Annotated in this window: 17 protein-coding genes; 11 read left to right on the top strand and 6 right to left on the bottom strand. The window is 74.9% G+C overall.

Going from position 1 to position 19,503, the window contains the following annotated elements:
- The first annotated feature begins 90 nt into the window (after window positions 1-90).
- The 6 genes from ABZ793_RS03270 (at window position 91) to ABZ793_RS03245 (ending at window position 5,573) form a co-directional block, all read left to right on the top strand.
- Entirely contained in the window at window positions 91-1,911 is a 1,821-nt protein-coding gene (locus tag ABZ793_RS03270) for a DUF2079 domain-containing protein (RefSeq protein ID WP_357451120.1), read from the top strand.
- An 84-nt stretch (window positions 1,912-1,995) separates the two neighbouring features.
- Window positions 1,996-2,637 carry a lipoyl(octanoyl) transferase LipB gene (gene lipB / locus ABZ793_RS03265; protein WP_357451117.1) on the top strand — a complete coding sequence of 214 codons (642 nt, stop codon included), beginning with the start codon at window positions 1,996-1,998 and terminating at the stop codon, window positions 2,635-2,637.
- A gap of 8 nt (window positions 2,638-2,645) precedes the next feature.
- Window positions 2,646-3,038 carry a VOC family protein gene (locus ABZ793_RS03260; protein ID WP_357451114.1) on the top strand — a complete coding sequence of 131 codons (393 nt, stop codon included), beginning with the start codon at window positions 2,646-2,648 and terminating at the stop codon, window positions 3,036-3,038.
- 516 nt (window positions 3,039-3,554) lie between these two features.
- The gene (locus tag ABZ793_RS03255; RefSeq protein ID WP_357451111.1) at window positions 3,555-4,265 is read left to right on the top strand and encodes an SRPBCC family protein; all 711 of its coding nucleotides are present in this window, start codon (window positions 3,555-3,557) and stop codon (window positions 4,263-4,265) included.
- Window positions 4,262-4,936, top strand: a complete 675-nt coding sequence (locus ABZ793_RS03250; RefSeq protein ID WP_357451108.1) for a DUF4166 domain-containing protein — start codon at window positions 4,262-4,264, stop codon at window positions 4,934-4,936. The genes ABZ793_RS03255 and ABZ793_RS03250 overlap by 4 nt, the downstream gene beginning before the upstream one ends.
- A 13-nt stretch (window positions 4,937-4,949) precedes the next feature.
- A complete protein-coding gene (locus ABZ793_RS03245) occupies window positions 4,950-5,573 on the top strand; it encodes a TetR family transcriptional regulator (protein ID WP_357451105.1) in 624 nt (207 codons plus the stop codon).
- A 122-nt stretch (window positions 5,574-5,695) separates the two neighbouring features.
- Here the strand turns inward: ABZ793_RS03245 and aspS are convergent, their stop codons facing one another.
- Window positions 5,696-6,982, bottom strand: coding sequence for an aspartate--tRNA(Asn) ligase (gene aspS / locus ABZ793_RS03240; protein WP_357451102.1), 1,287 nt, complete (start codon window positions 6,980-6,982; stop codon window positions 5,696-5,698).
- Window positions 6,983-7,337: 355 nt separating this feature from the next.
- Here aspS and lipA point away from each other — a divergent pair, with 355 nt between their 5' ends.
- The gene (gene lipA / locus ABZ793_RS03235; protein ID WP_357451099.1) at window positions 7,338-8,387 is read left to right on the top strand and encodes a lipoyl synthase; all 1,050 of its coding nucleotides are present in this window, start codon (window positions 7,338-7,340) and stop codon (window positions 8,385-8,387) included.
- A gap of 76 nt (window positions 8,388-8,463) precedes the next feature.
- Here the strand turns inward: lipA and ABZ793_RS03230 are convergent, their stop codons facing one another.
- Window positions 8,464-11,616 (bottom strand): AAA family ATPase, encoded by a 3,153-nt coding sequence (locus tag ABZ793_RS03230; RefSeq protein ID WP_357451096.1) that lies wholly within the window; start codon window positions 11,614-11,616, stop codon window positions 8,464-8,466.
- Window positions 11,613-11,783, bottom strand: a complete 171-nt coding sequence (locus ABZ793_RS03225) for a hypothetical protein (RefSeq protein ID WP_357451093.1) — start codon at window positions 11,781-11,783, stop codon at window positions 11,613-11,615. The genes ABZ793_RS03230 and ABZ793_RS03225 overlap by 4 nt, the downstream gene beginning before the upstream one ends.
- 195 nt (window positions 11,784-11,978) lie before the next feature.
- Here ABZ793_RS03225 and ABZ793_RS03220 point away from each other — a divergent pair, with 195 nt between their 5' ends.
- Window positions 11,979-12,668 (top strand): DUF4191 domain-containing protein, encoded by a 690-nt coding sequence (locus tag ABZ793_RS03220; protein ID WP_357451090.1) that lies wholly within the window; start codon window positions 11,979-11,981, stop codon window positions 12,666-12,668.
- Window positions 12,669-12,864: 196 nt separating this feature from the next.
- Here the strand turns inward: ABZ793_RS03220 and ABZ793_RS03215 are convergent, their stop codons facing one another.
- Window positions 12,865-13,242, bottom strand: a complete 378-nt coding sequence (locus ABZ793_RS03215) for an RDD family protein (RefSeq protein ID WP_357451484.1) — start codon at window positions 13,240-13,242, stop codon at window positions 12,865-12,867.
- Between the two features lie 286 nt (window positions 13,243-13,528).
- Between ABZ793_RS03215 and glnA the strand changes: the two genes are divergently transcribed.
- From glnA to ABZ793_RS03200, 3 genes are all read left to right on the top strand, one after another.
- Window positions 13,529-14,953 carry a type I glutamate--ammonia ligase gene (glnA, locus tag ABZ793_RS03210; RefSeq protein WP_357451087.1) on the top strand — a complete coding sequence of 475 codons (1,425 nt, stop codon included), beginning with the start codon at window positions 13,529-13,531 and terminating at the stop codon, window positions 14,951-14,953.
- A 106-nt stretch (window positions 14,954-15,059) separates the two neighbouring features.
- A complete protein-coding gene (locus tag ABZ793_RS03205) occupies window positions 15,060-15,425 on the top strand; it encodes a helix-turn-helix transcriptional regulator (protein ID WP_357451084.1) in 366 nt (121 codons plus the stop codon).
- Window positions 15,422-16,432 (top strand): hypothetical protein, encoded by a 1,011-nt coding sequence (locus ABZ793_RS03200; RefSeq protein WP_357451081.1) that lies wholly within the window; start codon window positions 15,422-15,424, stop codon window positions 16,430-16,432. Before ABZ793_RS03205 ends, ABZ793_RS03200 begins: the two co-directional genes overlap by 4 nt.
- 117 nt (window positions 16,433-16,549) lie before the next feature.
- On the opposite strand, the gene mptB (ABZ793_RS03195) is transcribed toward ABZ793_RS03200, so the two are convergent.
- The gene (mptB, locus tag ABZ793_RS03195; RefSeq protein ID WP_357451481.1) at window positions 16,550-17,995 is read right to left on the bottom strand and encodes a polyprenol phosphomannose-dependent alpha 1,6 mannosyltransferase MptB; all 1,446 of its coding nucleotides are present in this window, start codon (window positions 17,993-17,995) and stop codon (window positions 16,550-16,552) included.
- Between the two features lie 103 nt (window positions 17,996-18,098).
- The gene (mptB, locus tag ABZ793_RS03190; RefSeq protein WP_357451078.1) at window positions 18,099-19,499 is read right to left on the bottom strand and encodes a polyprenol phosphomannose-dependent alpha 1,6 mannosyltransferase MptB; all 1,401 of its coding nucleotides are present in this window, start codon (window positions 19,497-19,499) and stop codon (window positions 18,099-18,101) included.
- Window positions 19,500-19,503 lie beyond the last annotated feature (4 nt).

The following is a 19,503-nucleotide window of genomic DNA, read 5'->3' as shown; positions in this document are numbered from 1 at the left end:
GGTGTGACATGGGCCACGGTCACACATTCGCTGTCGGGAGGATGTGCGTCCTGACCGGCCTGTCCAGGTCCGGTTGGTAACGTCCGCTGCGTGCCGACCTCCCCGTCCCTGGCGCCCTCGCCGGCCTCGCCGCCCCGTGTCGTCCGCGACCGTCGGGCCGACCTGATCGTGGCGCTGGTCGCGCTGGCGCTCGCCGTCTGGGTGACCAGCGGGCTGTGGCGGGACCCGAACGTCCGCGCCATCACGGTCAACTCCAGCGACCAGGCGCTCTTCGAGTGGTTGCTGGCCTTCGGCGGCCACGCGGTGACCCACGGCGACGACCCGCTCTTCACCCACCTGGTCAACGTCCCGGACGGGGTGAACCTCGCGGTCAACACCTCGATCACCGTGTACGCGGTGGTCTTCGCCCCCCTGACGTACCTGATCGGGCCGCCGGCCACGTTCCTGGTGATCCTCACCCTCAACCTGGCCGCCACCGCGCTCGCCTGGTACTGGCTGTTCTCCCGGCACCTGGCCCGCAGCCCCCTCGCCGCCGCGGTCGGCGGGTTGTTCATCGGCTTCTCCCCCGGCATGGTGTCGCACGCCAACGCCCACCTGAACTGGACCGCCGGCTGGTTGGTGCCGCTGCTGGTGTGGCGGACGTTCGCCCTGCGCCGCTCCCGGCGCCCGCTGCGCGACGGCGCGATCCTCGGCGCGCTCGTCGCCGTCGCCTTCTCCATCGCCGCCGAGGGGCTCTTCTTCACCGCGCTGGCGCTCGGCGTCTTCGTGGCCGTCTGGGCGCTGCACCCGGCCCACCGCGCCGAGGCCCGGGCGGTGCTGCCGACCTTCCTGCGTGGGCTCGGGGTGACCGCCGTGGTCGCCGGGGTGCTGCTGGCGTACCCGCTCTGGCTGCACTTCGCCGGCCCGCAGCGCTTCCACGGCACCGGCTTCGACGCGGTCATCCACTCCGAGGACGTCGTCGCGTTCGGGGCGTACCCGCGCCGCTCGCTGGCCGGCGAGGTGGGGCTGGGCACCCGGCTGGCGCCGAACCCGACCGAGGAGAACTCGTTCTTCGGGATCCCGCTGCTGCTGCTCGTCGTCGCCTGCTTCGTGGCGCTGTGGCGCCGGGCCGACGCGGGCCGGCGGGCGACGCTCTGGGCGCTGGGCGTGACCGCCGTGGTCTTCACGGTGCTCTCCTTCGGCCCCGAGGCCAAGGTCGACGGGCACCGCGCCGACCTGCCGATGCCGTTCGACCTGCTCGGGCACCTGCCGGTGATGAACGCCGCCCTGCCCGCCCGGCTGGCGCTGGTGGTGGCGCCGGTGATCGGGGTGCTGCTCGCGTACACCGTCGACCGGCTGCGGGCCGAGCCGCCCCGGCGCCGCCCGGCGCGGCTGGCCTGGTGGGCCGGGTTCGCGGTGGCGCTGGTGCCGCTGCTGCCGACCCCGCTGCTGACCATCGAACGCGAGCCGATCCCGCGCTTCATCACCGCCGGCACCTGGCGCGAGTACGTCTCCCCCGGCGGGGTGCTGACCCCCGTGCCGCTGACCCTCGACGTCTATCCCGACGGGCAGCGCTGGCAGGCGTACGCGCTGTCGCACCGGCAGGGCGAGTTCGCCATCCCCTCCGGCTTCTTCCTCGGTCCGGGCGGCCCGGACGGCCGCGGCCGGATCGGCCCGCCGCCGCGCCCGTTCAGCGCAATGGTCGACGAGGCCGGTCGGAGCGGGCTGGTGCCGATCATCACGGAGGGCAGCATCCGGGAGGCCCGCGCCGACCTGCGGCACTGGCGGATCGAGACGGTGGTGCTGGCCGACGAGGTGCACGGGGCGAAGTGGCCGGTCGACGAGGAGGCGGTCCGCCGCACCGTGACCGCGTTGCTCGGCCCGCCCGAGCGGGTGGACGACGTCTGGCTGTGGCGGGTCCCGCAGGGATGAGCGCCGTGGTGCCGTGGTGCCGGTGGTGCCGTGGTGAGCCGCGTCACCGCAGGTGACCGGCCGGTACGGGTCTAGGCTTGGCGCGTGAGCACGACGACTTCCGGCCTCACGGCCGTCCGCGCCGGTCTCCTCGACTACCAGGCCGCCTGGGACGAGCAGCGCCGGCTGCACGAATCGGTGGTGGCCGGCGAGCGGGGCGACACGGTGCTGCTGCTGGAGCACCCGAGCGTCTACACCGCCGGCAAGCGCACCGAGCCGTGGGACCGGCCCATGGACGGCACGCCGGTGGTCGACGTCGACCGGGGCGGCAAGATCACCTGGCACGGCCCGGGGCAGCTCGTGGGCTACCCGATCGTGCGGCTGCCCGACCCGGTGGACGTGGTCGCCTACGTGCGCCGCACCGAGCAGCTGCTGATCGACGTCTGCGCCGAGTTCGGGCTGGCCGCCGGCCGGGTCGACGGGCGCAGCGGGGTCTGGGTGCCGGAGGACGACCGGGGCCCGGCCCGCAAGGTGGCCGCCATCGGCATCCGGGTCGCCCGCGGGGTCACCCTGCACGGCTTCTCGATCAACTGCGACTGCGACCTGGGCCACTTCGACCGGATCGTGCCCTGCGGCATCCGCGACGCCGGCGTCACCTCGCTCACCGCCGAGCTGGGCCGCCCGGTCACCGTGGCCGACGTGCTGCCGGTGGTCGAGCGCCGCCTGCCGGCCCTCGTCGCGGTCTGACCCCGCCCGTGCGGATCGATCTCGTCACCGTCGTCGTCGCCGAGTACGACCCGGCCATCGACTTCTTCACCGAGGTGCTCGGCTTCGACCTGGTCGAGGACTCGCCGTCGCTGACCAACGACGGCCGCCCGAAGCGCTGGGTCGTCGTCCGACCGCCCGGCGCGCAGACCGGGCTGCTGCTGGCCCGCGCCGACGGCGAGCGGCAGGCGCAGGCCGTCGGCGACCAGGTCGCCGGCCGGGTCGGTTTCTTCCTCCAGGTCGACGACTTCGACGCCACCTACCGCCGGATGGTCGAGGCGCGCGTCGAGTTCGTGCGACCGCCGCGCACCGAGCCGTACGGCCGGGTGGCGGTCTTCCGCGACATCGCCGGCAACCTCTGGGACCTCCTCGGCCCGGCCTGACCGCGCAGGACGCTGCCGACAGCGCCGACGAGCAGCGCGAACAGGCTGCTGACCCCCGGCCACGGCCGTCGCGGTCGGCACGTCGGAGACCGCGTGCGGCACCGACGCCGCGGCACCGAACCCGAAGACGAGAGGTGCACGTGGTTGCGCCCGTAGAGCGAGGTGAACGCGCGGAACGCGGCGTACAGGGACCAGTCCGGGTGGCCGGCCGCCAGCACCGCGAGCAGCGGCACGAGGACGCTGACGCCGGCCCGCAACGCGACCCGGTGGGCGCCGTGTGCCTCGCCGAGGTGTAGCAGGTCGCGCAGCGTCGTCCGGAACCGCTCGCCCACCACCCTCCTCCCACACCCCGCTGCCCGGCTACGGCTCACGCCGTCCGGGTCTCGTCCGAGGCCCCGCTCCTTCACACCCCGGGACCCGGCCGCGGTTCGGCGAGCCCGACTCCAAGCACTTGAGCGGTCGCTCAAGTGGAGGTATCGTCCCCTTGAGCGACCGCTCAAAAATGGGGAGGCTCCGGTGCGGGCTGTCTATGTCGAGGCGCTGATCGCCGCACCGGTCGAACGGGTGTGGTCTGCGACGCAGGACCCCACGGTGCACCGCCGGTGGGATGTCCGCTTCAGCCGGATCGACCCGGTGCCGGGCACCACGCCCGCCCGGTTCCGCTACTCCACCACGGTGTTGCCCGGGGTGCGGATCGGCGGCCACGGCGTACACGCCGGTGAGCGGACACGACCGGACGGCACGTGCACCTCGGCCCTGCGCTTCGGCTCCGACGACCCGCGTTCGCTGATCGCGTCGGGCTCCGGCTACTGGCGATACGTGCCAGTCCCTGGCGGGGTGCGCTTCCTGACCGGCTACACGTACGCCACCCGCTGGGGACCGCTGGGCCGGCTTGCCGATCTCGTGTTCCGCCCGCTGTTCGGCTGGGCGACCGCGTGGTCGTTCGACCGGCTGCGGCTGTGGCTGGAGCACGGCGTGCCCCCGGAGCGCGCACAGCGCGACGCCGGGCGGGAGCTGGCCCTGCGGGTGCTCGCGGTGACCGGCGTCGGCGCGCTGGTCGCGTCGGTCACCGACGGGTCCGCGACCGCGGCCGGTGCGGTGCTCGCCGCGTCGGTGGTCGTGCTGGCGCTGCCTCCCCGTCCCCATACCCCGGCTGCCCGCCGCTGTCGGCGCCGGCCGCCGGACCGTCTCGCCGCCCGTCCACCGTCCGTCCTGGAGAAGCTGTGACCTCCGTCTTCCAGCGCGCCCTGGGCGCCAACTTCGGCCGACTGCACCCGCAGTTGCAGCGCCGCTTCGGCGTCGACGGCGACACCGACCTGGGCTGCGTGGGCACCGGCATCATGGACCGCGTCTGGCGGGGGCCCGCCTTCATCGCGCCGTTCCTGCGGCTGGGCACCCTGCGGCACATCCTGTTCCCGGAGACCGGCGTCGGCATTCCGTTCACCATCGAGAACTACGCCTACGCCGACTCGTACCGCCGACCCACGCTGACGTTCGTGCGGACCTTCCAGGTGTCGACGCACTGTCGCCGCCGCTTCGACGCCACCATGGTCTACAGCCCGCAGCGCCAGGTCCTGGTCGACTACCTCGGCACGCACCAGCACCTCGCGGTCGACCTGCACCTGGGCGTCGACGCGACCGGCGCGCTGACCATCCGCAGCGGCGCCCAGCGCTTCCGCGGCGGAGTGCCCTGCCCGGCGGCCCTGACCGGGCAGGCGCACCTACGGGAGTGGTACGACGACCGCCACGGGCGCTTCGGCATCGAGGTGCGGGTGAGCAACCCTCTCGTCGGGCCGCTGTTCGGATACTCGGGCAGCTTCACCGTCCAGTACGTCCGTTCCGACCGGGCACCGGTGCCGGCGGCGGTGCGGCCGCTGCGGGAGAATCCCCGCGACTGACGAAAGGACAGCCATGGCCGCCACCCGCCAAAAGTTGATCGACGGCACGCTCGCGGCGATCCGCACCCACGGCATCGCCGGCGCTTCGGCTCGCACCGTCGCCGCGGCGGCCGGAGTGAACCAGGCCCTGGTCTTCTATCACTTCGGCAGCGTCGACGCCCTGCTCGCCGAGGCCTGCCGCAGCGCGACGGCGGCCCGCGTCGCGGCATACCGGGAACGCTTCGCGGAGGTACGGTCGCTGCGCGAACTGCTCGACCTGGGTCGCGCCCTGCACGAGCAGGAGCGTGCCGAGGGCAACGTGGCGGTCCTGGCCCAGCTGCTCGCCGGCGCCCAGACCGACCAGCGGCTCGCCGAGTCGACGGCCGGCGCGCTCCGGATGTGGACGGCCGAGATCGAGACGGTGCTGCGCCGGGTGCTGCGCGACTCGCCGGTCGCCCCGGTCGCCGACCCGGCAGGGCTGGCGAGCGCGGTCTCGGCCGCGTTCGTCGGCTTGGAACTCTTCGAGGGAGTCGACCCGACCGGCGCGCGGGACGCCTTCGACGCGCTGGAACGCCTCGCGGTGCTGATGGAGGTCGTCGAGGATCTGGGCCCGATGGCCCGCCGGGCGCTGCGCGGCCGGCTGCGCGCCCGCGGCTGACGTCCGGTCCGGGGCTGAGGACGCCGCGGCCGGCCTCCGACACGGCCGAGGACGGCAACCGGGCCGGGTCGCTGTGGAGCAGGGTCGTGACCGACACCGGCTCCACAGCGACCGAGAACGGCCTACGGGGTGAGCCGGTGCAGGTCGCGCGGGAAGGCGGTCACCTCCCGGACGTTGGCCGCGCCGGTCAGCCGGGCCACGAAGCGCTCCAGCCCGATGGCGAAACCGCCGTGCGGCGGCATCCCGTGCCGGAAGGCGTCGACATAGCCGGCGTACGGCTCGACGGGCTCGCCGCGGGCCGCGAGCGCCGCCAGGTAGTCGGCGTGCCGGTGCAGCCGCTGCCCGCCCGTCACCAGCTCCAGCCCCCGGAACAGCAGGTCGAACCCGTTGGAGTACGTGGGCCGTGCCGGGTCGGGATGGGTGTAGAAGGGCCGCTTCGCCATCGGGTAGCCGGTGACGAAGAGGAACTCGGAGCCGTGCTCCCGCCGCGCCCACTCCCCCAGCGCCCGCTCGTGCGCGGGGGCGAGGTCCGGCTCGTCGGCCGGCGCGCCGGCGATCTCCAGGGCCTCGGTGAAGTGCACGGCGGGGATCTCCGCCGGCACCTCGGGGGCCTCGACGCCGAGCGTGGCGAGCGCGGCGCCGGCCCGCCCGCGTACCGCGTCGAGCATGCCGGCCACGGTGTGCCGCAGCACGGCCATCACGTCCCGGTGGTCGGTGACGAAGCCGAGTTCGGCGTCGAGCGAGGTGTACTGCGCCAGGTGCCGCACCGTGTCGTGCGGCTCCGCCCGGAACACCGGCCCGACCTCGTAGACCCGCTCGAAGACGCCGACCATGAGCTGCTTGTAGAACTGCGGCGACTGGGCCAGGTACGCGGGCCGGCCGAACCAGTCCAGCGCGAACACGTTCGCCCCGCTCTCGGTGGACGAGCCGACCACCTTCGGCGTGTGGATCTCCACGAAGTCGCGGGCGTCGAGCGCGGCGCGGAATCCGGCCACCGCCGCCGCCGAGACGCGCAGCGCCGCCGAACGGGTCGGGTGGCGCAGCGCCACGGGCGCGTGGTCGAGCTGGGTGGGCAGGCTCGCGGTCAGCGCCGGCCGGTAGAGGTCGAACGGCGGCGGCACGGCGGGCGGGCCGAGCGGTCGTACGGTCGGCTCGGCGACCTCGACCCCGGCGGGAGCGGTCGGGTTCGCGACCACCGTGCCGGTGACCTCGACGACGGTCTCCTCGGTCAGTTTTTCCAGGTCCGCGCGGACGGCCGGGTCGGCGACCACCACCTGGGCGAGGCCGGCCGCGTCCCGGACGATCAGGAACGCCACCGACTTGAGCAGCCGGCGGCGGTGCACCCAGCCGGCGATCCGGACGGTTGCGCCGACATGGGCGGAGAGCTGGTGGGAAAGGATGCGTTGCACGGCGGTTACCTCCTCGATCAATCGCAACGCGATCCCCGGGAGGTGTGGGCGAGCGGGAACCTCGCGGTGCCACCACACCTTCGCCCCCGCTGACGGGGGCCTCGTTCGTCGCCTTTTCACCGGGGCCAGCCGGGCGGGCTCTACTTGGCGCGCACACGCCGTTCTTCCCGCAGCTCGGGAGGGTCTTCGCGGTCCGGCGCCAGACCGCCTCACAGCAACCGGCGGCTCTCTCGGCTGGCGGATCGGGCCGCTACTCGGCTCCGTCACAGCTCTGCCGGGAACCGTAGCACCCCGCCGACGCCTGCTGTGACGCGATTTTCCCGCCTCCGGTGTCCGGCGTCACAAGGCTTCCGGCGTGACGCCGGTCGCCCGCGGTACATCGACGGCGGCCGTCGGGCGTAGGCTCGGTTTTGTGACGATCGAGCACTCCGCGCCGACGACCGGCCAGGTAGCGCGCCCCGCGACGCCCGCCCCCGAGGGGCGGCGTCTGCTCCGCATCGAGGCGCGCAACGCCGAGACGCCGATCGAGCGCAAACCGCCGTGGATCAAGGTCAAGGCCAAGATGGGGCCGGAGTACACCCAGCTGCGCGGGCTCGTCTCGCGCGAGGGGTTGCACACCGTCTGCCAGGAGGCCGGCTGCCCCAACATCTACGAGTGCTGGGAGGACCGGGAGGCCACCTTTCTCATCGGTGGCGACCAGTGCACCCGGCGCTGCGACTTCTGCCAGATCGACACCGGCAAGCCGGCCGAGTTCGACGCCGACGAGCCGCGCCGGGTGGCCGAGTCGGTGGTCTCGATGGGCCTGCGCTACGCGACCATCACCGGCGTGGCCCGGGACGACCTGCCCGACGGCGGCGCCTGGCTCTACGCCGAGACCGTCCGGCAGATCCACGCCCTCCAGCCCGGCTGCGGCGTGGAGCTGCTGATCCCCGACTTCAACGCGGTCCCCGAGCAGCTCGCCGAGGTCTTCGGCGCCCGGCCGGAGGTGCTCGCGCACAACGTGGAGACCGTGCCGCGGATCTTCAAGCGGATCCGGCCGGCGTTCCGCTACGAGCGCTCGCTGGACGTGATCCGGCAGGCCCGCGCCGACGGGCTGGTCACCAAGTCCAACCTGATCCTGGGCATGGGCGAGGAACGCGCCGAGGTCTCCCAGGCGCTGCGTGACCTGCACGACGCCGGCTGCGAGCTGATCACCATCACGCAGTACCTGCGCCCCACCCCGCGGCACCACCCGGTCACCCGCTGGGTGAAGCCGGAGGAGTTCGTCGAGCTGCGCGAGGAGGCCGAGGAGATCGGCTTCGCGGGCGTGATGAGCGGGCCGCTGGTGCGCTCGTCGTACCGGGCCGGCCGGCTCTACCGGCAGGCGCTGGAGGCCCGCGAGGGCACCCAGGTCACCGCGGGCTGACCCACCCCGGCCGGCGCGCCGGCACCGCCGCACGTCGCGACGAGCCTCCGCCCCTCGGGCGACCCTCGATCGAGGGTCAGCGGGGGGCGGTGGGCTCGCCGAGCAGGCCGAGGCGGTGGGCCAGCGCGGCGGCCTCCACGCGGTTGCTCACGTCGAGCTTGGCGATGATCCGGGAGACGTGCACGCTGGCCGTCTTCGGCGAGATGAAGAGCTGCTCGGCGATCCGGCTGTTGCTGTGCCCCTCCGCGACCAGGCGCAGCACCTCCCGCTCGCGCAGGGTGAGCAGGTCCGCGCCGGGGCGGCCCCGGGTGGCCCCGCGCAGGCCGACCCGGCGGGCCAGCGTGGCGGCCTGCTCCGCGAGCGGCGCCGCGCCGAGCCGGTCGGCGATCGCGGCGGCCTCGCCGACCGCCGCCGCCACCTCGTCCCGCTCCCCCGCCGCGGCCGCCGCTTCGGCGAGCGCCAGCAGCGCGCGTCCGAGCGGGTACGGCTGCCCGTCCGACCGCCACGCCGCGACCGCCGCCCGCCACGCCGCAAGCGCCTGGTCGCCGGCAGCCAGGAGGGCGCCCACCTGGGCGGCGTGCGCCCGCTCGGCCGGGCAGCGGGCCGGCAGGCCGGCGGCGAACGCGGACACCGCGGCGGCCAGCTCGGGGTCGCCGGCCCGGGCGGCCGTGCGGGCGACGGCGCTGAGCACCGGCCAGCCCTCGCGGGGCAGCTGCGGCAGGCGCTCGTCGGCCAGCGCCGCGTGGGCCGCGCGTACGGCCTCGGCGCGGTCGTCGGCCGCCAGCGCCGCCTCGATCCGCAGCTCCCGCAGCGGCAGCCGGTGGTTCGGCCACAGGTAGGGCCGGGCGAGGAAGCCGAGGGCGCGGCCCACCAGCTCGTCCGCGGCGGGGTGGCCCCGGGCCAGCCGCAGACCGGCGCGGAGCTGGAGCCAGTGCAGCCCCGAGACGCCCGGCAGGTCGATCCGGGCGGCGTCCGCGCAGGCAGCGTCGGCCTCGTCCCAGCGGCCCAGGGCGATCAGCGCCTCGGCCTGGTTCGACAGCAGGTAGGCGCCGGTGGAGCGGCTGATGCCGACCCGCCGCGCCTCGGTCACCCCGGCGGCGGCCGCGGCGGCCGACTCGGCGTACCGGCCCAGCTCGAAGAGCACGTCGGAGAGGTGGACCAGGGCGCTCACCAGCGCCGGCGCGTTCCCGGCCGCGCGGGCCCGTTCCTCCACCCGGCGCAGCTCGGCCAGGCCGAGGTCGACCGAGGCCGAGGTGCGGCAGAGCAGCACGATCCGGGCCGGCAGCAGTTCCAGGTCCTCGCCGAGCGCCTCGGCCGCCACCGTCGCCTCGGCCGCGAGCACGCCGGCCTGCTCGGGGTCGATCCTGATCAGGTGCGCCGCGATGTCGGCGAGGAGCCGGACCCGCTCCGGCCCGTCCGGCACCCCCGAGGCCAGCCGGTACGCCTCCCGCAGCTCCGTCGTGCCGTCGCTCTTGCCGAGCATGGCCAGCATCCGGCCGCGCCGGTCCAGCAGCCGCGCGGCGCGCAGCGGCTCGGCGTCGGTGTCCACCTCGGCCAGGGCGGCCCGGGTGAGGGTGAGCGCGCGCTGGTAGTCGCCGGCGGTGGTGGCCGCCGCGATGGTCTCCTCCAGCACCGCGAGGTGGTCCATGTCGAGCCGGTCGGCCGCGTCGGGCACCAGCTCCCAGAGCTCCAGCACCCGCTCCAGCAGCCGGCTCTGCTCCGCGTACGCGTACCGGTCGGCGGCGGCGCGGGCGGCGGTGCGGGCGGTCACCAGGGCGCGGGGGTGGTCGTGGGCGGCGTACCAGTGGTGGGCGATCTCGGCCGGGGCGCGACCGGCGACGACCAGGTGCGGCTGCGCCTCGATGGCCGCCGCGAAGCGGGCGTGCAGCCGGGCGTGCTCACCGGGCAGCAGCTCGTCGTGCACCGCCTCGCGGACCAGGGCGTGCCGGAACTCGTAGTCGCCCTCCGGGTCGGCCACGACGAGCTGGGCGGCGACGGCGGCGCGCAGCGCGTCCTCCAACTCGTGCTCGGGCAGCCCGGCCACCTCGGCGATGAGCTGGTGGGCGAAGCGGGTGCCGCCGGCCGCCGCGATGCGCAGCACCCGCTGGGCCGGGTCGGGCAGCCGGTCCACCCGGGCCAGCAGCAGGTCGCGCAGCGTCTCGGGCAGCGCGGCGCAGCCGACCGGGCCGCCGGCTGCGGCCAGCTCCTCGATGAAGAACGGGTTGCCCTGGGTGCGGTCGTGGATGTGGTCGACCGCCCGGGCGAGCGGCTCGGCGCCGAGCAGGTCGGCCAGGATCGCGCCGGTGCCGTCCCGGTCGAGGCGGCCCAGCTCGATCCGTTCGACGCCGCGGGCCCGGTCCAGCTCGGCGAGGAAGGGCCGCAGCGGGTGCCCGCGGTGCAGCTCGTCGGTGCGGTAGGTGCAGACCAGCAGCAGCCGGGCGGTGCGGGCGGCCCGCACCAGGAAGGCGATGAGGTCGCGGGTGGACCGGTCGGCCCAGTGCAGGTCCTCGATCACCAGCACCAGGGGCTGCCCGGCGGCGAGCCGCTCGAACAGCTCGGCGACCAGGTCGAACAGGTAGCCGCGCGGGGCGTCCGAGACCGGCGCCGGGGCGGGCGCGGCGACACCGACCGGCCCCCGGGCCAGCTCCGGCAGGAGGCGGGCGAACTCCGCCTCGTACCCGTCGAAGACGCCGGGGCCGTCGCGGCGCAGCACCGCGCGCAGCGCCGCCGCGAACGGCGCGAAGGGCAGCCCGGCCTCGCCGAGTTCGAGGCACTGGCCGACCAGCAGGCGGGCTCCGGCGTCGGTGGCCGACCGGCCGAACTCCTCCGCCAGCCGAGTCTTGCCCACTCCCGCCTCGCCGCCGACCAGCACGGTGGTCGGCTCGCCGGCGCGCGCCCGGGCGAGGGCGTCGCGCAGGGCCGCGAGTTCTGACTGTCGGCCCACGAGGACGGTGCTGGCGGCGCGTGCGGTCACGGCACCGAGCATGCCACGCCCCTCGCCGCCCTCGATTCCGCTGACCGGCCGGCCGGCGACCGACGGCCCGTCCGTCGCCGGGGCGGGCTGCCCGGAGGGCGGCGGAGCGGGCCCGCCGGACGGCGCGGGCCGCGGCGCGACGCCGGCCGCCGCCGGGACGGTGGCGGTCCCCTGCGGGACGGCGGCGACCCTCGACGGGGCGGTGGCAGCCCCCGGCGGCACGGTGGCGGCCGCCGGGGGCGCGGGGGCGCTCACCGGCGGACGTCGCCGGCGCGGCCCGGATGTTGCCGCCGGCCGAGCCAGCCGCGCGTGGAGCGGCGTGGCAGGGCGCGGGCGAGCCGGTCGGCTGCGGCCTCGGCGCGCAGCTCGGCGGCGTGCGTACGGTGGATGGAGAGGATGAAGTCCGCGTCGGTGCCGAACATCTCGGGCTCCCTGAGGTCGTCGTCGCTGTCGACTCTGACTCTCCGCGCGAAGGTGCCCCCGGGGCATGGGTGCGCCGCCTGATCTTCGCCCGCTCCCCCGCCTTACTCCCGACCGCTGAGGGCGGTACGGCGGCGTAAGGTACTCAGCCCGGCCGCGGGTGATCGCGGCGTGCGGCGACCACTAGACTCAGCGGCATGGCAAAGCCCCAGGAGAAGGTCTCGTTCGGCCAGCGGCTGAAGCAGATCGGGATGGTGTTCAAGTTCACCGCCAAGCAGGACAGGTGGTTCGCCCCGCTGGCCGCCGGCGCGGTGCTGATCCCGCTCGCGCTCACCGTGGTCGCGGTCCTGCTCTGGGGCTGGATCTGGCTGCCGCTGGGCATCCTGCTCGCCCTGCTCTGCCTGCTGATCGTGCTCAACCTGCGGTCCAACCGGGCGATGATGAACGCCGCCGAGGGGCAGCCGGGCGCGGCGGCCCAGATCATGGAGAGCATGCGCGGCGACTGGCGGGTCACCCCGGCCGTCAGCTCCACCACCCAGATGGACATGGTCCACCTGGTCATCGGCCGGCCCGGCGTGATCCTGCTGGGGGAGGGCAACCCGCAGCGGGTGCGCGGCCTGCTCGGCCAGGAGAAGCGGCGGCTTGCCAAGGTCATCGGCAACGCGCCGCTGCACGACTACGTGATCGGGCAGGAGGAGGGCCAGCTGCCGGTCCGCAAGTTGCGGATGACCCTGATGCGGCTGCCGCGCACGCTCAGCGGCAAGGACGTCAACTCCCTCGACAAGCGGCTCAAGGCGCTCACCGCCCGCCCGCAGATGCCCAAGGGCGCGATCCCGAAGAACATGCGGCCCCCGCGCGGCGCGTTCCGCCAGTCGCGCGGCCGCTGACCCACCGGGACGTACGCGACGAGAGCCGGGCCCTGTCGGGCCCGGCTCTCGCGTCTCTCCCCCTCCCTCCCCGTTTCCCGCTCCTCGGTGATCTTGCGGTTTCGGGCCCTACCTCTGCCGTTGATGCCCGTTCGTCCGGGCAGTAGGTGCACGATCGCGGGAGGGAGGAGGGACGGGCGGGAAGGGGCGGGGGGGGTCAGGGGCGGGGGGCGTCGGTGACGACCGAGCCCGCGAGGCGGTCGTGCAGGCCGCGGCGGTGGCTGTCCATCAGCAGGGCCGGCACGACGAGGGCGAGCAGCACGCCGCGCAGCAGCGCCCGGACGAGGCCGATGCGCCCGCCGTCGGCCCACGCGACGCAGCGGATCTTCGTGATGAACATGCCCGGCGTCTGGGCGAACAGCCCGAGGAAGAAGCCGTACTCCAGGATCAGCACCAGCACGGGCGCCCACCCGTCGCGGACCGGGTCGGCGAAGCCCCGGGCGGCGAGGAGGCAGAGCACCCAGTCGATCACCAGCGCGCCGAACCGGCGGCCCAGGCTGGGCGGGGTGAAGGCGGGATCGGACGCGGGCGGCACGGGGCGGTCAGGCGGGTTGCTCACAACGGTCAAGGGTATCCAGGGCGTACGGGCGGCTCGGGGACGGTCGCCGGCACCCCGGGCGCAAAAAGGGACCAAAGCGGGCAAGTGTCAATACACTGGCACAGCCGGCGGTGTTCCGTCGCCCGTTCGCCCCGCCGGAGCAGCGCGGATGACGCTCCGCGAGGGACGTAACACGGCAGAAACACTCAAGACATGGCCGGGCAACCACCCGGCCATAGCGTCGCCAAGAGCCTAGCCACCCGTGGACGTGCCAGGAGGACGTGTGTTCGCCAATCCCGAGGAACTCCTGCGATACCTCAAGAACGAGGACGTGAAGTTCGTCGACGTACGTTTCTGTGACCTGCCCGGCGTGATGCAGCACTTCAACCTGCCGGTCGAGTCGGTCGACGACGACTTCTTCACCGAGGGCCTGGCCTTCGACGGTTCGTCGATCCGCGGTTTCCAGGCGATCCACGAGTCGGACATGCTCCTGCTCCCGGACGTCGCCACCGCCTTCATCGACCCCTTCCGGGCGCAGAAGACCCTCGCCCTCAACTTCTTCATCCACGACCCGTTCACCCGCGAGGCCTACAGCCGGGACCCGCGCAACGTGGCGAAGAAGGCCGAGGCGTACCTGGCGGCCAGCGGCATCGCCGACACCGCCTACTTCGGCGCGGAGGCGGAGTTCTACATCTTCGACTCCATCCGCCACGAGACCTCGGCGCACCAGTCGTTCTACTACATCGACTCGATCGAGGGCGCCTGGAACTCCGGCCGCGAGGAGCCGGGCGGCAACCGCGGCTACAAGACCCCGTACAAGGGCGGCTACTTCCCGGTGCCGCCGGTGGACCACTACGCCGACCTGCGCGACAGCATCGTGCGCCGGCTGGTCGACAGCGGGTTCACCGTGGAGCGCTCGCACCACGAGGTGGGCACCGCCGGCCAGTCCGAGATCAACTACCGGTTCTCGACCCTGCTGCACGCGGCCGACCAGCTCCAGCTCTTCAAGTACATCGTGAAGAACGAGGCGTGGGTCAACGGCAAGACCGCCACCTTCATGCCGAAGCCGCTCTTCGGCGACAACGGCTCCGGCATGCACACCCACCAGAGCCTGTGGCTGAACGGCGAGCCGCTGTTCTACGACGAGACCGGCTACGCCGGCCTGTCGGACATGGCCCGCTGGTACATCGGCGGCCTGCTGCACCACGCCCCGTCGCTGCTGGCCTTCACCAACCCGACGGTCAACTCGTACCGCCGGCTGGTGCCGGGCTTCGAGGCGCCGGTCAACCTGGTCTACTCGCAGCGCAACCGCTCCGCCTGCACCCGCATCCCGGTGACCGGCAGCAACCGGAAGGCCAAGCGCGTCGAGTTCCGCGTGCCGGACCCGTCGGCCAACGTCTACCTGGCCTTCTCGGCGATGATGATGGCCGGCCTGGACGGCATCAAGAGCAAGATCGAGCCGCCGGCGCCCATCGACAAGGACCTGTACGACCTGCCGCCGGAGGAGTGGGGCGACGTCAAGCAGGTGCCGGGCTCGCTGCCCGAGGTGCTCGACGCGCTGGAGGCCGACCACGACTACCTGCTCGACGGCGGCGTCTTCACGCCCGACCTGATCTCCACCTGGGTCGAGTGGAAGCGGACCAACGAGGTCGACCCGGTGCGCCTGCGCCCGACCCCGCACGAGTTCGCCATGTACTTCGACTGCTGACCCACGCGCTCCATCAGCACCGGCCGGGCCGGCTCCGCGACTCGCGGGGCCGGCCCGGCCGCGTAACGGACACCGCTATACCTTCGCGTCCGTTATATTGTGAGGCGTGGACACTCCGCTGCGCGAACCCACCTTCCTGATCCTCACCGCGCTGGCCGGCGAGCCGATGCACGGCTACGGCCTGATCGGCGAGGTCGCCGCCCTCTCCGACGGGCGCGTGGCGCTGCGGCCGGGCACCCTCTACGGCGCGCTCGACCGACTGGTCGACGCCGGCCTGGTGGAGGTCGACCGGGAGCAGGTGGTGGACGGCCGGCTGCGCCGCTACTACCGCCTCTCCCCCACCGGCGACGCCACCCTCGCCGCCGAGACCGAGCGCCTGCGGCGCAACGTGGAGGCCGCCACCGCCCGGCTGCGCGCCCGCGCGGCGAAGAGCCGGCCGACGGCGCCGCGCGTCGCGGGAGGGCTGGCATGACGGACCTGGAGCGCCGCTACCTGCGCCTGCTGCTCGCCTATCCCGCCGACTACCGGCGGACGCGCGGCGCCGAGATCGTCGGCACGTACCTCGACCCGGCCGGGCCGGGCCGGCGCTGGCCATCCCCGGCCGACGCCGCCGACCTGCTGCGCGGCGGCCTCCGTCAGCGGCTGCGGGCCGCCGGGGCCGCCGGCCTGATCCCGGGCGTACGCCTCGCCGCCGTCCTCGCCTTCCTCACCGCGACCGCCTTGGCGGCTGTCTGGTCGGTGCTGGAGCTGGACCCGCCGATGGCGGAGTGGGGCGTGCCAAGCGCAGGGCCGTTCGTCTCGCTCGGGATCGGGGTGTGGGCAGCCTGGCTGCTCGCCGCGGCGGTGCACGTGCTGGCACCGGGCCGGTGGACCCGCCGCGCCGTGACCCTCGCCCTGCTGCTCACCGTCGCGGTCGTGCCGGTCGCGGCCCTCGCCGGCCTGCCCCGCCCACCGCTGTTCGTGCTGCTGCCGCAGGTCGGGTTGGGGCTGGTGGCGCTCGGCCTGCCCGAGCGGCTGCCAGCGCTGCTCCGGGCGGCGCCCCTGCTCGCCGTCGCCGCCGCCGGCCTCGCGGGTGTCAACCTGCTAGCCAGCTACGACTTCTACATCAGCTACTACGGCTGGACGGCGAGCCAGATCCTGCCCGGCGCCGCCGTGGTGCTGCTCGTGGTGGTGGTGCTGCTCGGCACGGGGCTCGCCCTGCGGGCCGACCACCGGGGCGGCTGGGCGCTGTTGGTGCTGCTGACCCCGGTGGGCCTGCTCTCCGTGCATCCGCTGGCCGGAGCGGTGGACGGCAGCCTGCGCGGCGCGCCTACCCCCGGATGGGCTGCTCTCGCCGCGACGGCCGTCGTGGTCGGCCTGGCCGGCCCCGCGCTGCTGCCGCTGGCGATCGCCCTGCGCAAGCGTGTGCGGGCACCCGGGCCGGTCGGAATTGGCGCCCGCTGCCCGACATGCGGGCGGACCGCCGAGCGGATCCCGTAGAACCAGCCGCAGCGGCACCCGCGCGGTCGGTGGAACGCCATGGCTGTCACCGGAGGTTCTTGGCAGCCATGGCGTTCCACTCGCCGCGGCCGATCCGCGACGGCAAGTGGCGTCGCGTCAGCCGTGGCGCGCGGCACGGGTCCGGCGCAGCCGGAACAGGCCCCACACCGCCAGCCCGACGACCAACGCGGTCATCGCCAGCGCGCCCGGGGCCTTGCTGAACCGGGCCAGGCTGGCGCCGTCGGGCAGGGTGAGGAAGGCCGCCGCCGCGCAGGGCAGCACGAACCAGGTGGTCCGGGTCGCGGCGACCGCGAGCAGGGCCAGCGGCCAGGTGGCGTACCAGGGGTGGAAGACCGGGGCGAGGAGGACCGTGGCGGCCAACGCCAGCCCCGCGCCGAGCAGGGTCACCCGGGGGCGGGCGGCGTCCAGGCGGGCCACCCGCTGCCGGACGTCGTTCAGCCCACGCAGCTGCGACCAGGCCCGCCACCACAGCGCCGCCACGAGCACGGCGAGCAGCAGCAGCGCCACCGTGCGGGTCACCGGCACCGCGGCCGGGTCCCGGCCGACGAGCCCACCCGCGTAGTCGACGACGAAGCCCACCGCCGTCGGCGGGGACGTCCACTGCTCGGAGTCCCCGCTGCGGCTCAGCCCGCCCACCCAGCCGAGCCCGAGCCCGGACAGCAGCGAGGCGACCGCCACCGCGCCGAGCACCCCGCCGGCCAGCCACCCGGCGTCGCGCAGCAGCGCCCGTACGGTGTAGCGGCCCAGCACCGCGGCCAGCGCCGCGAAGGGGAGCACCACCACGGCGGTGGCCTTCACCGTCACCGCCAGCCCGAGCAGCGCCCCGGCCACCAGCAGCGGCTTCGGCTTGCCGGGCCGGCGGACCAGCACCAGCAGACCCAGCAGCAGCAGGCCGAGCATCACCGCGTCGTTGTGCGCGCCGGCCACCAGGTGCATCCCGACCAGCGGGCAGGCCAGCACCAGCCAGGCCGCCCGGCGGGTGGGCACGCCGGCCGCGCGGGCCAGCCCCGGCAGGCAGAGGGCGGCCAGCAGCAGCCCGGCGACGGAGACCAGCCGGAGCGCCACGACCGTACCCACCAGGCCGCCGCCGAGGGTCACGGCGAGCGCGGCGAGCAGCACGAAGAACGGCCCGTACGGCGCAGGCGTGTCCCGCCAGATCGGCGCGACCGACTCCACCCAGGGGCAGCCGGCCTCGGCCACCCCGGTCGCGTACGGGTCGACGCCGTGCGCGTACGCCCAGCCCTGGCAGGCGTAGGAGTAGACGTCCCGGCTGCCCAGCGGCGGGGTGACCAGCAGCGGCAGCGCCCACAGTCCGGCGGTCAGGTACGCCCACCGCGTCGACGGCGCGCCCCGGCGCAGCGCCCACCAGGCGCCGACCAGCAGGGCCGTGCCGACCAGCCAGGCGCCCAGCACCAGCGGCCCGGTGTCCGACCGCCAGCGGTCCGCCAGGGTGACGTCCAGCGAGATCGACGGCAGCGCCCCGCCCAGCCAGCCGGCTACGGCCAGCAGCACCGCCCCGGCCAGGCCGGCGTACCGAGCCAGGTGGGCGGCGCCGGGCGTCGGCGGGGTGTCGGGCGAGGTGGGCCGCGAGGTGACGGGCGGGGTCGGCGGCGGGGAGCCGGGAGTGGTCACCGGCGTCCTCTCCTCAGTCCACGGCGGCCGGCCGGCGGGCCGCCCGAGCCGACCGTACCAAGCGGACGGCCACCACGATCACCAACAGCGTCATCAGCGGGGCGCCGACCGTCTTGCTGTACCGGGCCAGTCCGGTGCCGTCCGCGAGGACCAGGAACGCCGAGACCACCGCGACGACCGCGAACCAGCCGGTGCGCCGCGACGTGGCCGCGAGCACGGCCAGCGGCCAGGTCCAGTACCAGGGGTGGAACAGCGGGGCGAGCGCGACGGTGGCGGCCAGCGCCAGGCCGGCGTGCCACAGCGGCTCCCGGGTGCGGGCCCGCCACCACAGCCAGATCAGCACCAGCGCGAGCACGGCCATCCCGATCCCCCGGGTGGCCGGCAGCGGGTCGCCGTGCCAGCCGAACGGCGCGGCGAGATAGGCGACGGTCTGCCCCACCGCCGTCGGCGGCGAGGTCCAGGCGATCACTAGGCCGCCCTGCTCCAGCCCGGTGACCCAGCCGAAGCCCAGGCCGGTGGCGAGGGTCGCGCCGACGACCGCCGCGAGCGCCCCGCCGACCACCCACCCGCCGTCGCGGAGCAGCGCCCTGATCGAGTACGCCCCGACGATCGCGGCGAGCGCCGCGAACGGCACCACCACCAGCGCGGTGATCTTGACGGCGGCGGCGAGGCCGAGCAGCGCTCCCCCGGCCAGCAGCGGACCGGGGCGGCCCGGCCGGGCCGCCACCACCACCAGCCCGGCCACGAGCAGCCCCACCATCAGGGCGTCGTTGTGCGCCCCCGAGACGAGGTGCACCCCGATCAGCGGCGAGCCCAGCGCCAGCCAGACCGCCCGGCCGGCCGGCACGCCGCAGCGCCGGGCCAGCACCGGCAGGCAGGCCGCGGTCAGCCCCACCCCGGCCACCGCGAGCAGCCGGAACAGCACGATGCTGCCGTACAGCGACCCGGTCGCCTCCACCACCGCCCCGGCGAGCAGCACGAACAGCGGCCCGTACGGGGCCGACGTGTCCCGCCAGATGTAGGAGATGGTGTCCAGCCACGGGCAGGGCAGCGCCGAGACGCCCTGCTCGTACGGGTTGATGCCGGCGGAGTAGCTGGCGCCCTGGCAGGCGTACGCGTAGACGTCCCGGCTGCCCAGCGGCGGCGCGACCAGCAGCGGCAGCAGCCAGAGCCCGACGGTGACCAGGGCCCAGCGGGTCGACGGCACCCGGCCGCGCAGCGCCCACCAGGCGTACGCCATCAGCCCGGTGCCGACCGCCCAGGCGGCGATGATCAGCGGGCCGTGCGGCCCCTGCCAGATGCTGACCGGGGTAGGGCGCAGATCGCCGTCGGGCAGCGCTCCGCCGAGGAACGCGGCCACGGCGAGCAGCGTCGAGCCGGCCAGGCCGATCCAGCGCGCGAGGTGGTGAGGCACGCCG

The sequence above is a fragment of the Micromonospora sp. NPDC047465 genome (genome assembly GCF_040643125.1).
GTDB lineage: Bacteria > Actinomycetota > Actinomycetes > Mycobacteriales > Micromonosporaceae > Micromonospora.
This window is presented reverse-complemented; position numbering and strand designations above follow the sequence as displayed.